The organism is Nocardioides sp. (assembly GCF_035547795.1).
In the GTDB taxonomy this organism is placed as follows: Bacteria; Actinomycetota; Actinomycetes; order Propionibacteriales; family Nocardioidaceae; genus Nocardioides.
Map to the genome: position 1 here is coordinate 1 of NZ_DASZUF010000208.1, position 13,170 is coordinate 13,170.

The 13,170-nt window shown below is 71.1% G+C and carries 13 protein-coding genes; 6 read left to right on the forward strand and 7 right to left on the reverse strand.

Annotation, left to right across the window (positions count from 1 at the left end; translation table 11 throughout):
* The 3 genes from VHA72_RS15445 to VHA72_RS15455 form a co-directional block, all read right to left on the reverse strand.
* A partial coding sequence (locus VHA72_RS15445) for a hypothetical protein (protein ID WP_325576787.1) occupies positions 1-216 on the reverse strand: 216 nt, incomplete at its 3' end.
* Between the two features lie 74 nt (positions 217-290).
* A complete protein-coding gene (locus VHA72_RS15450; RefSeq protein ID WP_325576789.1) occupies positions 291-509 on the reverse strand; it encodes a DUF5703 family protein in 219 nt (72 codons plus the stop codon).
* Entirely contained in the window at positions 509-1,456 is a 948-nt protein-coding gene (locus VHA72_RS15455; RefSeq protein ID WP_325576791.1) for an aldo/keto reductase, read from the reverse strand. The genes VHA72_RS15450 and VHA72_RS15455 overlap by 1 nt, the downstream gene beginning before the upstream one ends.
* 134 nt (positions 1,457-1,590) lie before the next feature.
* On the opposite strand from VHA72_RS15455, the gene VHA72_RS15460 reads away from it, so the two are divergent.
* Positions 1,591-2,412: an undecaprenyl-diphosphate phosphatase gene (locus VHA72_RS15460; RefSeq protein ID WP_325576793.1), complete on the forward strand. Its 822-nt coding sequence runs from the start codon at positions 1,591-1,593 to the stop codon at positions 2,410-2,412.
* Positions 2,413-2,619: 207 nt separating this feature from the next.
* Here VHA72_RS15460 and VHA72_RS15465 read toward each other — a convergent pair whose 3' ends face one another.
* Positions 2,620-2,940, reverse strand: coding sequence for a hypothetical protein (locus VHA72_RS15465; protein ID WP_325576795.1), 321 nt, complete (start codon positions 2,938-2,940; stop codon positions 2,620-2,622).
* Positions 2,941-3,033: 93 nt separating this feature from the next.
* Positions 3,034-4,017 carry a magnesium/cobalt transporter CorA gene (gene corA, locus VHA72_RS15470; protein WP_325576797.1) on the reverse strand — a complete coding sequence of 328 codons (984 nt, stop codon included), beginning with the start codon at positions 4,015-4,017 and terminating at the stop codon, positions 3,034-3,036.
* 101 nt (positions 4,018-4,118) lie between these two features.
* Here corA and VHA72_RS15475 point away from each other — a divergent pair, with 101 nt between their 5' ends.
* The 4 genes from VHA72_RS15475 to mshC are packed head-to-tail and all read left to right on the forward strand — an operon-like array spanning position 4,119 to position 7,482.
* Complete coding sequence (locus VHA72_RS15475; RefSeq protein ID WP_325576799.1) at positions 4,119-4,835, forward strand: histidine phosphatase family protein; 717 nt, start codon at positions 4,119-4,121, stop codon at positions 4,833-4,835.
* 40 nt (positions 4,836-4,875) lie between these two features.
* On the forward strand, positions 4,876-5,442 hold the full coding sequence (locus VHA72_RS15480; protein WP_325576801.1) for an Rv2134c family protein: 567 nt from the start codon (positions 4,876-4,878) through the stop codon (positions 5,440-5,442).
* A 3-nt stretch (positions 5,443-5,445) separates the two neighbouring features.
* Positions 5,446-6,216 (forward strand): Rv2133c family protein, encoded by a 771-nt coding sequence (locus tag VHA72_RS15485; protein WP_325576803.1) that lies wholly within the window; start codon positions 5,446-5,448, stop codon positions 6,214-6,216.
* A 24-nt stretch (positions 6,217-6,240) separates the two neighbouring features.
* Positions 6,241-7,482, forward strand: a complete 1,242-nt coding sequence (gene mshC / locus VHA72_RS15490; RefSeq protein ID WP_325576805.1) for a cysteine--1-D-myo-inosityl 2-amino-2-deoxy-alpha-D-glucopyranoside ligase — start codon at positions 6,241-6,243, stop codon at positions 7,480-7,482.
* Positions 7,483-7,611: 129 nt separating this feature from the next.
* On the opposite strand, the gene VHA72_RS15495 is transcribed toward mshC, so the two are convergent.
* Complete coding sequence (locus VHA72_RS15495) at positions 7,612-8,457, reverse strand: PAC2 family protein (RefSeq protein WP_325576807.1); 846 nt, start codon at positions 8,455-8,457, stop codon at positions 7,612-7,614.
* Positions 8,458-8,560: 103 nt separating this feature from the next.
* Between VHA72_RS15495 and metH the strand changes: the two genes are divergently transcribed.
* Positions 8,561-12,292, forward strand: a complete 3,732-nt coding sequence (metH, locus tag VHA72_RS15500) for a methionine synthase (protein ID WP_325576809.1) — start codon at positions 8,561-8,563, stop codon at positions 12,290-12,292.
* A gap of 32 nt (positions 12,293-12,324) precedes the next feature.
* Here the strand turns inward: metH and VHA72_RS15505 are convergent, their stop codons facing one another.
* The gene (locus tag VHA72_RS15505) at positions 12,325-13,125 is read right to left on the reverse strand and encodes a DeoR/GlpR family DNA-binding transcription regulator (protein WP_325576811.1); all 801 of its coding nucleotides are present in this window, start codon (positions 13,123-13,125) and stop codon (positions 12,325-12,327) included.
* Positions 13,126-13,170 lie beyond the last annotated feature (45 nt).

Sequence of the window (13,170 nt, forward strand, 5' to 3'; positions counted from 1 at the left end):
CAGCCAGACGCCGGCCAGCGCGAGCATGGTGGAGAGGTAGTAGACGACGGTGCCGCGGTCGACCTCGCTGGTAGCGACGGCCGCCAGTGCACAGACGGTGGCGACGATGCCGGTGCCCAGGGCGGCCCGCCAGTGCCAGACGGACGGCGGGTCCGTGGCTGCGGCCGATACGCCGTGGACCGCGGTGGTCGGGGCGCTCGCCCGGTAGTCGGACATCCTGCCCAGGCTAGGGCGCGGAGTCCGACCGGTGGGAGGTTACCGACCAGAAACCAGCCGAACGGGTGGTGGACCTAGGCCGTTCGGACGGCCCGGATGATCTTGCGCCGCAGCACGACCCGGCGGACGCCGTCGTTGCCGATCTGGACCCGATCGAGTTCCCAGCCGCCATGCTCGGCCCGGTCGACCAGCAGCTTGGTCACCACGTTGCGGGAGAACTCGCGGGAGAAGCTCACCTTGTCGAACTCCCACTCCACCCCTGGCCGTGGAGCCCTGCGGTCGATGCGCGCCATCAGCCCTCCGAGACGTCGTCCAGTGCGTCGGCGATCTCGGCCGGCAGGGTCTTGTCCTCCACCGACAGCGACCCGCGCAGCTGCGCGGCGGTGCGCGCACCGACGATCGGGGCGGTCACGCCCGGGCGGTCGCGGACCCAGGCCAGCGCCACCTCCAGCGGCGTCCAGCCCAGTCCCTCGGCCGCGCGTGCGACCGCCTCGACGACGGCTCGGCCGTGGTCGTCGAGGTAGCTGTCGATCCGGGCGGCGAAGTCGCGCTCGGCGCCGCGTGAGTCCGACGGCGTGCCGGTTCGGTACTTGCCGGTCAGCACCCCGCCCGCCAGCGGAGACCAGGCCAGCACACCGAGGCCGAGCGCTCCGGCGGCCGGCAGCACCTCGTGCTCCACGTCGCGGTTGAGCAGCGAGTACTGCACCTGCGTCGAGGCGAGCGCGGCTCGACCCGGCACCGCGCGCTGCCACGTGGCCGCCTGCGCCGTCTGCCAGCCGGCGTAGTTGGAGACCCCGACGTACGCCGCCCGGCCGCTGCTCACCGCCAGGTCGAGCGCGGTGAGCGTCTCCTCCAGTGGCGTCTCGTCGGACCAGATGTGCACCTGCCACAGGTCGACGGCGTCGGTGCCGAGCCGGGCGAGCGAGGCATCGAGCGTGCGCAGCAGGTGGCCGCGGGAGGTGTTGAGCTCCCGCCGGCCGGTACGCCGGGAGATCCCTGCCTTGGTGGACAGCACGATCTCGTCGCGGGCCACCACGTCACCGATCAGGCTGCCGACCAGGCGCTCGGCGGCGCCGTCGCCGTACCCGGCCGCGGTGTCGATGAGGGTGCCGCCGGCCTCGGCGAACGCGATCAGCTGGTCGCGCGCCTCGTGCTCGTCGGTGTCGCGCCCCCAGGTCATCGTGCCGAGCCCGAGGCGGGAGACCTTGAGACCGGTGGCTCCCAGGGTGCGCTGCTGCATGGGTCAGAAGATAGCCGGGCCGGGGCGAGCCGCGGTGCACGGGCGGATCCCTGCGTGTTGCGGCGGAGGTCAGGCTCCGGTCAGATCCGGACCCGTAGGCTTCGTGCGTCCTGTCCCGGAGCTGAAAGCGATCGATGAACTACTTCGACTCCGTCGTGCTGGGAATCGTGGAGGGGCTCACCGAGTTCCTGCCCGTCTCCAGCACGGGCCATCTGACCATCGCCGAGAAGCTCCTGGGTCTGCGCATCGACGACGACGCCGTCACGGCGTACACCGCCGTCATCCAGATGGGCGCGATCCTGGCGGTGATCATCTACTTCCTCAAGGACATCATCGCCATCGTGCGCGGCTGGTTCGCGGGGCTGGTGAGGCCCGAGCACCGGGGCACGCTGGAGCACCGGATGGGCTGGTACGCCATCGTCGGCACCATTCCGATCGGCATCGTCGGGCTGGCGCTCAAGGACGTCGTGTCGGGCCCGCTGCGCTCGCTGTGGTGGGTCGGTGCGGGGCTGGTGCTGTGGAGCGCCGTGCTGGTGTGGGCCGAGCGGGTCGCGCGTCAGGACCGCGGCGAGCGGCAGCTGACGATGCGCGACGCGATCGTGGTCGGGCTGGTGCAGTGCGTCGCGCTGATCCCGGGCGTCTCCCGCTCCGGCGCGACCATCTCCGCCGGGCTGCTGCGCGGGCTGGACCGCGTCACCGCGACCCGGCTGAGCTTCTTCCTCTCCATCCCGGCGTTGCTCGCCGCCGGGCTCTTCGAACTCAAGGACGTCAAGGGCATCTCGGCCGGCCAGACGGTGCTCGGCACCGCGATCGCGTTCGTGGTCGCCTACGCGAGCGTGGCGTGGCTGCTGCGATTCGTCAGTCATCACTCCATCGCCCGCTTCGTGCCCTACCGCGTGGTGGTCGGGCTGCTGGTGCTGGTGTTCGTGGCCACCGGCGTGATGAGCGCCACCTAGGCCCCGGCGCGGTCGCAGGTGGCCGGCCCGTGGCGGCCCGTGGGCGGAGTCGGTAGGCGGTGCGGATCTGCGCCCACCTCTCCGCCGGTCATCACCAGGGCCGCCGGCTCAGGCACCAGGGGGTCTGGACATGTAGGCATAGGGGCACGATCGCGCCCCTATGCCTACACGCCACCGACCCCCAGCCGCCGCCGCGGCCGCAAGGCATCAGCCCGCCAGTCGGTAGTCGTAGTAGGTCTTGAGGTTCCTGACCTGGATCTCGCTCGGCGCGGCGCCGGTGGCCGGCGCCAGGATGTAGCCGCCACCGAGGTCCTCGCCGTGCTTGACGAAGCCCGCGTCCTTCACTTCGCCGACGCCGTCGCGCAGGTAGCGGTGGCCGTCGAAGCGCAGCATCCGCGGCTCCGCCGAAGGACGCAGCCGCCACTCGCCACTCTCGCGATGGACGTAGTCCATCCGGATCGCCACCGCGGCCCCCAGCACGACCACGAACCCCAGGGTCCACACGACCCACTTGAGCGTCTGACTCACGGCCGTCGACGCTAGCACCGGCTCACAGGGCCATCACAGCCAACGGACCGGGGCGACAGCCCGTAGCCAGGAAACGCTCAGGGAGCGCTCAGGTCAGAGCCAGCCCGAGCGGCGGAACCACCACCACAGCCCGACCACCGCACCGGCCATCAGGATGAGTGCGTAGGCGTATCCGAAGCGCCAGTGGAGCTCGGGCATGTGGGTGAAGTTCATGCCGTAGATCCCCGCCACCAGCGTCGGTACGACGATGATCGCGGCGCCGGCCGAGATCTTGCGCATGTCGTCGTTCTGCTGCACCTGGATGCGCGCGAGGTGCGCGTCGAAGGCGGAGGAGAGCAGCATCTCCAGCGCGTCCAGGTCCTCGGCGGCGCGGTTGAGATGGTCGAGCACGTCGCGGAAGAACGGCCTGATGTCGTCATCGATGTCGGGCACCTCGGCGGCGGCGAAGCGGCGGATCGGGTCGCGCAGCGGCAGCACCGCTCGGCGTACCTCCGCCAGCTCGCGCTTGAGCGTGTAGATCCGCTCCGAGTCGCTGGTGCGGGCGGGGGAGAAGACCGAGGTCTCGACCTCGTCGACGTCCTTGGTCAGCTCGGCGACCACGCTGAGATGGCCGTCGACGATCCGGTCGGCGACGGCGTAGATCGCCGCCGAGGGTCCCTGGGTCAACAGCCGACGCTCGTCGGCCTCGAGCAGGTGTCGGGCCGGCGCCAGCTGGGAGCCGCGGCCGTGCCGGACGGTGACCACGAAGTCGCGACCCATGAAGATGCTGATCTCGCCGGTCTCGACCGCGTCGTCGGCGTCGACGTACCAGAGCGTCTTGAGCGTCATGAACATGACGTCGCCGTAGCGCTCCAGCTTCGGGCGCTGGTGCGCGGTGAGGGCGTCCTCGACCGCCAGGGGGTGCAGCCCGAACGCCTCGGCCACCTCCGCCAGCTCGCGCTCGCTGGGCTTGTAGAGCCCCAGCCAGACGAAGTCGCCGTCCTCGCGCACGCCCTCCCGCAGCACGGCGTAGTCGTGCGGGTGACAGTGCAGGTCGGCCCGCTGGCCGTTGCGGTAGAGGGCGGAGTCGACGATCACGTTCCCACGGTAGGCGAAGCGAGCGAGGCCGCCGAGCTTGCTCGTGCGTGTCGACCGAGCGAGCCAGGCGCGCGAAGCGCGGCCTGGCTACGCTGGCGGCCATGGCGACGCTCATCCTGGTGCGACACGGCCGCACGACGGCCAACGCCAGCGGCACGCTCGCCGGCCGCACGCCCGGCGTGCGGCTGGACGAGACCGGTCGCAGGCAGGCTGTGGTCGCCGGGGAGCGGCTGGCACCGGTGCGCCTGGCCGGCCTGGTCACCAGCCCCCTGGAGCGGTGCCGGCAGACCGCCAAGGCGATCGTCGCCGCCCGGGACGGCGAGCTGCCGCTGACCACGGACAAGGGCATCGTGGAGTGCGACTACGGGCAGTGGCAGGGCCGCTCGCTCAAGGAGCTGGCCAAGGAGCCGCTGTGGAAGACGGTGCAGACCCAGCCGTCGGCCGCGGCGTTCCCCGGCGGGGAGTCGCTGCTGGAGATGCAGGCGCGTGCGGTCGCCGCGGTACGGCGCCACGACGCCGCGGTCGCCGCCGAGCACGGCGACGACGCGATCTGGGCGGCGGTCAGCCACGGCGACATCATCAAGTCGATCCTCGCCGACGCGCTCGGCATGCACCTGGACCTGTTCCAGCGGCTGCACGTGGACCCGGCCTCGATCTCGGTGGTCCGCTACACCGGCACCCGTCCCTTCGTGCTGGCCACCAACACCCACGCCGGCGACCTGGCCTGGCTCAACCCCCCGGTGCGCAAACGCGGGCGCAGGCGCCCCGCCGGCGCCGACGCGGTGGTGGGCGGCGGCGCGGGGCCCGCGACCTCCTAACCCGACCGACCGCGGTCGCGGACTCGCCTAGTCTTGTCACATGCCCGTCGTCCACGCATTCGACCCGCCCGAGCGCTTCGTCGCCGGGACCGTCGGCGAGCCCGGTTCGCGCACGTTCTTCCTGCAGGCCCGCTCCGGTGCCCGGGTGGTCAGCGTCGCCTTGGAGAAGCAGCAGGTGGCGGTGCTGGCCGAGCGGGTCGACGAGCTGCTCGACGAGGTGATGGCCAGTGCGGCCTCGGTGGTGCCCGCGGTGGCGCCGTACGGGCTGGACGACAACGCGCCGCTGGAGCAGCCGATCAGCGAGGAGTTCCGGGTCGGCACCATGACGCTGTCGTGGGATCCCGAGGACGAGCGGGTGGTCATCGAGGCGCACGCGCTCGACGACGAGCCGGACGAGCTCGGTGAGGCGGGCGACGACGAGCAGACGGAGCCGCGCGAGATGCTCGTCGTACGGCTCTCGCCGGCGCACGCCCGTGCCTTCGTCAAGCGAGCCGAGCTGGTCGTCGACGCCGGCCGGCCGAGCTGCCCGTTCTGCGGCGGTCCGATGGACCCGGCCGGGCACCTGTGCGTGCGCGCGAACGGGTTCAAGCGCCGACCGACGGAGTAGGGGATGAGCCAGCCCGCGCTCGACCTCCACGGCGACGAGCTGGTCCTGCACGGCCGGATCACCGTCGCCTCCAACGCGACGTTCCTCGGCTCGGTCGGCGACGTCGCGGTGGTCTACAAGCCGATCCGTGGCGAGCGGCCGCTGTGGGACTTCCCGGACGGCAACCTGGCCTACCGCGAGGTCGCCGCCTACCTGGTGTCGGAGGCGACCGGATGGGACATCGTGCCGGAGACCTGGCTGCGCGACGGCCCGCACGGGCCCGGCATGGTGCAGCGGTGGTGCGAGGTCGACCCGACCCAGGAGCCGGTCACGATCGTGCCCGAGGGCCGGGTGCCCTCGGGCTGGCGGCACGTCTTCGACGGGGTCGGCGCCCGCGACGAGCCGGTGTCGCTGGTGCACGAGGACACGCCCGAGCTGCGCCGGATGGCGGTCTTCGACGTCCTGGTCAACAACGCCGACCGCAAGGGCGGACACGTGCTGGCGATGGCCGGCGGCCACCGCTACGGCTGCGACCACGGCCTGACGTTCCACACCGCGCCGAAGCTGCGCACGGTGCTGTGGGGCTGGATGGGCGAGCCGCTCACCGCCGCGGAGACGGCCGGGCTACGGCGGGTTCGCACCGCGCTGGACGGCGAGCTCGGCGACGTGCTGGGCGAGTATCTCGCGGTGTGGGACCTGGAGGCGCTGGTCGCACGCTGCGACGACCTGCTCGCCGCTGGGGTGCTGCCCGAGCCCCAGGGTGACTGGCACGTGATCCCGTGGCCGCCGTTTTGAGGGCGCTCCCTTAGGCTTCGGATCATGCGCGCCTGGTCTGCTCCCGAGGTCCCCGTCCTGCCTGTCGTCGGGCCGTCGGTGCGGCTGCACGACACCGCGAGCGGCGGTCCGGTCGAGGTGGGCGGTCCGGAGACGGCGTCGCTCTACGTCTGCGGCATCACGCCGTACGACGCCACCCACATCGGCCACGCCAACACCTATGTCGCCTTCGACCTGCTCAACCGAGCGTGGCGCAACGCCGGACTGACGGTGAGCTACGCGCAGAACGTCACCGATGTCGACGACCCCCTGCTGGAGCGTGCCACCACCGTCGGCGTCGACTGGCGGGAGCTGGCCCTGCGCGAGACCGAGCTGTTCCGTCAGGACATGGAGGCGCTGCGGGTGCTCCCGCCGGACGACTACACCGGCGCGGTCGAGTCCATCCCGCTGGTGGTCGCGCTGATCCAGCGTCTGGAGGACGCCGGCGCCGTCTACCGCGTCGACGACGACCTCTACTTCTCGGTCGCCGCCGACGACGCCTTCGGGGCGGAGTCGAACCTCACCCGCGAGCAGATGCTCCAGATCTTCCCCGAGCGTGGCGGCGACCCGGATCGCCCGGGCAAGAAGGACCCGCTCGACCCGCTGGTGTGGCGCGCCGAGCGGCCGGGGGAGCCGTCCTGGGACTCACCCTGGGGCAAGGGCCGCCCCGGCTGGCACATCGAGTGTGCCGCCATCGCCCGAGAGCATCTCGGCGCCGGCTTCACCGTCCAGGGCGGCGGCTCCGACCTGGTCTTCCCGCACCACGAGATGTGTGCGGCGCACGCGCACGTCGTCGAGCCCGGCGTACCGTTCGCGCGGGCCTACGCCCACGCCGGCATGGTGGCCTACGACGGCGAGAAGATGTCGAAGTCCAAGGGCAACCTGGTCTTCGTCTCGGCACTGCGCAACGCCGAGATCGACCCGATGGCGATCCGGCTGGTGCTGCTGCGCCATCACTACCGCGACGACTGGGAGTGGACCGACGACCTGCTCTTCGACGCGGTCGACACCATCGCCCAGTGGCGCCAGGCGCTGAGCCTGGGCCGCGGCGCGCCGGCCGCGCCGGTGGTCGAGCGGGTGCTGGCCGCGATCGCCGACGACCTGGACGCGCCCGGCGCCGTCGCCGCCGTCCAGGACTGGGTCGACGCGACGCTCGGCGTGGCCGGCCACCTGGCCGACACCAGCGACCCCGCCGCCGCGGCCCAGGTGAGCGCCGTGCTCGACGCCGCCCTGGGCCTCAGCCTCTGACGCCGATTCGGGGATTTCTCACTGCCGAGTCGTGGATTTCGGACTTCCGAATCCGGGATCTCGCACGTCCGAATCCGGGATCGGGTGACGAAATCCCCGATTCGCGGGTGCGAAATCCACGAATGAACGTCATTCTTGGCCGCGGCGCTTGAGGTAGCGCTCGAACTCCCGGGCGATCGCCTCACCGGAGGCCTCCGGGAGGTCGGCGGTGTCGCGGGTCTCCTCGAGACCTCGGACGTACTCGGCGACGTCCTCGTCCTCCTCGGCCAGCTCGTTCACGCCGCGCTCCCAGGCGCGGGCGTCCTCGGGCAGGTCGCCGAGCGGGATCGAGCACTCCAGCAGATCCTCGAGCTGAGTCACCAGCGCGAGCGTGGCCTTCGGACAGGGCGGCTGCGCGACGTAGTGCGGCACCGCCGCCCAGTAGGACACCGACGGGATGTCGAGCATCGAGCACGCGTCTTGGAGTACGCCGACGATCCCGGTCGGCCCCTCGTAGCTCGCCTGCTCCAGGTCCAGCCGGTCCAGCAGCTCGGGTTCGGTCGCGGTGCCGTTGACCGGGATCGGTCGGGTATGCGGCGTGTCGGCCAACAGCGCCCCCATCGTCACCACCAGCTGGCCGCCGAGGTCGTCGACGGCGGCGAGCAGCTCGGCGCAGAACTGCCGCCAGCGCATCGACGGCTCGATGCCGCGGATCAGGATGACGTCACGGTCAAGCTCGGGGGGAGAGGCGATGGCGATCCGGGTGGTCGGCCAGCTGATGCGCCGGTGGCCGTTCTCGTCGGAGCCGATATGCGGCCGGTTGACCTGGAAGTCGTAGAAGTCCTCGGGATCGAGCGCCCCGATGACCCGCGCATGCCACACGTGCATCAGGTGGTCGACCACCCCGGTCGCGGCGTCGGCGGCGTCGTTCCACCCCTCGAACGCCGCGATCACCACGGGGTCCACCAGGTCGTGGGTCTCCTCCAGCTCGATCACACTCCCACCCTAGTCCGGGGCGTGCAGGCGCCGGTGCACCCAGCGGCACGTCGCGGTGCGGACACGATTCGGGTGCCTCCACCGCGGGTGGGAGAATGCGGTCATGACGCTGCGCCCCGACGCGACCGAGATCCTCTCCGCGACGCTCCGCGAGCGGATCATGGTCATCGACGGAGCGATGGGCACCGCCATCCAGCGAGACCGGCCGGACGAGGCGGGCTACCGCGGCGAGCGGTTCAGGGACTGGCCGACCGACGTGATCGGCAACAACGACCTGCTGTCGCTGACCCAGCCGCAGATCATCGAGGGCATCCACCGGGAGTACCTCGAGGCCGGCGCGGACATCGTCGAGACCAACACGTTCAACGCCAACGCGATCAGCCTGTCCGACTACGGCATGGAGGAGTTGGCCTACGAGCTGAACCACGCCTCCGCCCAGCTCGCCCGCCGCGTCGCCGACGCGTTCAGCACGCCCGAGCGACCGCGGTACGTCGCCGGCGCGCTCGGTCCGACCAGCCGGACCGCCTCGATCAGTCCCGACGTGAACGACCCCGGCGCGCGCAACGTCACCTACGACGAGCTGGTGGCGGCGTACGCGACCGCGACCAGGGGGCTGGTCGAGGGCGGTGCCGATCTGATCTTCATCGAGACGATCTTCGACACCCTCAACGCCAAGGCCGCGATCTTCGCCGTCGAGCAGGTCTTCGGCGAGTACGGCCGACGCTGGCCGGTGGTCATCTCCGGCACCATCACCGACGCCTCCGGCCGGACCCTGTCCGGCCAGGTGACCGAGGCGTTCTGGGACTCGGTGCGGCACGCCGCCCCGCTCGCGGTCGGGCTTAACTGCGCGCTCGGCGCCAAGGAGATGCGTCCCTACATCGCCGAGCTGGCCCGGGTCGCTGACACGTTCGTCTCCTGCTACCCCAACGCCGGCCTGCCCAACGCCTTCGGCGAGTACGACGAGGGCCCCGAGGAGACCGCCGGCTACCTCGAGGAGTTCGCGGGGGCCGGGTTCGTGAACCTGGTGGGCGGCTGCTGTGGCACCACGCCGGCGCACATCAAGGCCATCGCCGACGCGGTCGCGAGCAAGACCCGGCGTACTCCGAGCACCGTCGCGCCGGCGCTGCGGCTCTCCGGCCTCGAGCCGTTCACGGTGACCGAGGACAGCCTGTTCGTCAACGTCGGCGAGCGCACCAACATCACCGGCTCGGCGCGGTTCCGCAACCTGATCAAGGCCGGCGACTACGACACCGCGCTCGGCGTGGCCGCCCAGCAGGTCGAGAACGGCGCGCAGGTCATCGACGTCAACATGGACGAGGGCATGATCGACGGGGTCGCGGCGATGGACCGCTTCCTCAAGCTGATCGCCTCCGAGCCGGACATCAGCCGGGTCCCGGTGATGATCGACTCCTCGAAGTGGGAGGTCATCGAAACCGGCCTGAAGAACGTCCAGGGCAAGCCGATCGTCAACTCCATCTCGCTCAAGGAGGGGGAGGAGAAGTTCCTCGCCCAGGCTCGGCTGTGCAAGCGCTACGGCGCCGCCGCGGTGGTGATGGCCTTCGACGAGGACGGTCAGGCCGACAGCTTCGAGCGCCGCATCTCGGTGTGCGAGCGCGCCTACCGGCTGCTGGTCGACGAGGTCGGCTTCGACCCCGAGGACATCATCTTCGACCCGAACGTCTTCGCCGTCGCGACCGGCATCGAGGAGCACGCGACGTACGGCGTGGACTTCATCGAGGCCACCCGCTGGATCAAGCAGAACCTGCCCGGCGCGAAGGTGTCGGGCGGCATCAGCAATGTCAGCTTCTCCTTCCGCGGCAACAACCCGGTGCGGGAGGCGATCCACGCGGTCTTCCTCTACCACGCGATCAACGCCGGGCTGGACATGGGCATCGTCAACGCCGGCGCGCTGGTCACCTACGACGAGATCGACCCCGAGCTTCGCGACGCCATCGAGGACGTCGTCCTCAACCGCACCCCCGACCCGCTGGCCGCCACCGAGCGGCTGCTGGAGCTGGCCGAGCGGCACCGCGGCAGCGGCGAGGAGGCCGAGGTCAAGGCCGACGAGTGGCGCGAACTGCCGGTCGGGGAGCGGATCACGCACGCCCTGGTCAAGGGCCTGGACGCGTACGTCGAGGAGGACACCGAGGAGCTGCGCCGGCAGATCGCCGAACGCGGTGGCCGCCCGATCGAGGTCATCGAGGGTCCGCTGATGGACGGCATGAACGTCGTCGGTGACCTGTTCGGTGCCGGCAAGATGTTCCTGCCCCAGGTGGTCAAGAGCGCCCGGGTGATGAAGAAGGCCGTGGCCTACCTGATCCCCTTCATCGAGGAGGAGAAGGCGAACAACCCGGAGCTGGCCGCGCAGCGGGAGTCCAACGGCACCATCGTGATGGCGACCGTGAAGGGCGACGTGCACGATATCGGCAAGAACATCGTCGGCGTCGTCCTCCAGTGCAACAACTACGAGGTCATCGACCTCGGCGTGATGGTGCCGGCGCAGAAGATCCTCGACACCGCCGCCGAGGTCGGCGCGGACATGATCGGCCTCTCCGGCCTGATCACGCCCTCGCTGGACGAGATGGTCAACTTCGCCGGCGAGATGCAGCGCAACGGCCTGACCATCCCGCTGCTGATCGGCGGGGCCACCACCTCCCGGGCCCACACCGCGGTCAAGATCGACAAGGCGTACGACGGCCCCGTGGTCTGGGTCAAGGACGCCTCCCGGTCAGTGCCGATCGCCGCGCAGCTGCTCGGCGACAAGCGTGAGGAGCTGCTCGCGGCCGTCAAGGAGGACTACGACGCGCTCCGAGCCCGGCACGCGGAGAAGACCGAGCGGCCGATGCTCACCTACGCCAAGGCGAAGGCGAACGCCACGCCGGTGGACTGGTCGACGTACACCCCGGTCCGGCCGGCCAAGCCGGGGGTGCACGTGCTCGACGACTACTCGCTGGCCGAGCTGCGGGAGTTCATCGACTGGCAGCCGTTCTTCAACGCCTGGGAGATGAAGGGGAAGTTCCCCGACATCCTGCACCACCCGGTCACCGGGGAGACCGCCAGCAAGCTGTTCGCCGACGCCCAGGAGATGCTCGACCGGATCGTCGCGGAGAAGTGGCTGACGGCGCGGGCGGTCTTCGGGCTCTTCCCGGCCAACGCGGTCGGCGACGGCGAGGACGTGGTGGTGTGGGAGGACGAGTCCCGCACCACGCCGCGCACCACGCTGTTCGCGCTGCGCCAGCAGGGCCAGCACCGCGAGGGCGTCCCGAACCGCTCCCTGGCCGACTTCGTCGCCCCGGTCGACACCGGGCTGGCGGACTGGGTCGGCGCGTTCGCCGTCACCGCCGGGCTAGGCGCACAGGAGCGGATCGCGCAGTTCCGCGCCGACCTCGACGACTACTCGGCCATCCTGCTCGAGGCACTGGCGGACCGGCTCGCCGAGGCGTTCGCCGAGCGGCTGCACCAGCGGGTCCGCACCGAGTTCTGGGGGTACGCCGCGGAGGACGACAAGACCAACGAGGACCTGATCGCGGAGCGCTACCAGGGCATCCGACCGGCGCCGGGCTACCCGGCGTGCCCCGACCACACCGAGAAGCGCACCATCTGGGAGCTGCTCGACGTCACCGCCGCCACCGGCATCCAGCTCACCGACGGGATGGCGATGTGGCCCGGCGCCGCCGTCTCGGGGGTCTACTACGGCCACCCTCAGGCGCAGTACTTCGTGGTCGGCCGGCTCGGCCAGGACCAGGTCGCCGACTACGCCCGGCGCAAGGGCTGGACGCTCAAGGAGGCCGAGCGCTGGCTGAGCCCCAACCTGGGCTACGAGCCGGAGGACTGACTCGACGCAGCCGGCGGCGCCGGTGCGGGCGATCAGGCGACGACGACGTGCGGGCCGTCGAGCGCCCGGAGCTCGTCCAGGGCCGACCGCGGTGCGGACGCGTCGGTGATGAGCATGTCCACGTCGGTGGCCGGGGCGATCATGCCCAACCGCGCCCTGCCCACCTTGGACCCATCGGCGACCACGACGACCTCGGCGGCGCTGGCGATCATCGCCCTCTTGATCTCCGCCTCGGGGAGGTTGACGTTGGTGACCCCGGCGACCGCATCGATGCCGTTGCAGCCGATGAAGGCGATGTCGGCATGGACCTGCTGCAGCACGACCGTGCCCAGCGGCGACACGAGGGAGTGCTGCAGCGGGCGTAGCGCCCCGCCGCTGACGATGACCTGGAGGCGCGGGATGGCCGGCTCGAGCATCAGCGCGATCGACAGACCGCTGGTGATCACCGTGACGTCCGTGAGCTGCTCGCGGCGCAGAAGCTCCTGGGCGATCGCGGCGGCGGTGGTGCCGACGTCGAGGATGACGCCCATGCCGGGATCGATCAGGTCGACCGCGGCGGTGGCGATCTTGGCCTTCTCGGCGACCGCCTCCACCTGGACCTCCTCGAACGGCCGCTCGCGCAGCGCCGCGCCGTCGGTGGCCATGGCGCCGCCGCGGATGCGCCGCACCGCCCCGCGCTCGGCGAGGGCATCGAGGTCGGATCGCACCGTCACGGTCGATACGCCGAAGGCCGCGCTCAGGTCGACGACACGGGCGAACCCGGACGACTCGACCAGCGCGAGGATCCGGTCGCGGCGCTCGTCGGTGCCGAGGGCATCGGGGTCCTTCTCCACGAGAACGAGCATCGGCGAGGCCACGAGTAGTTGTCAATACGCAAG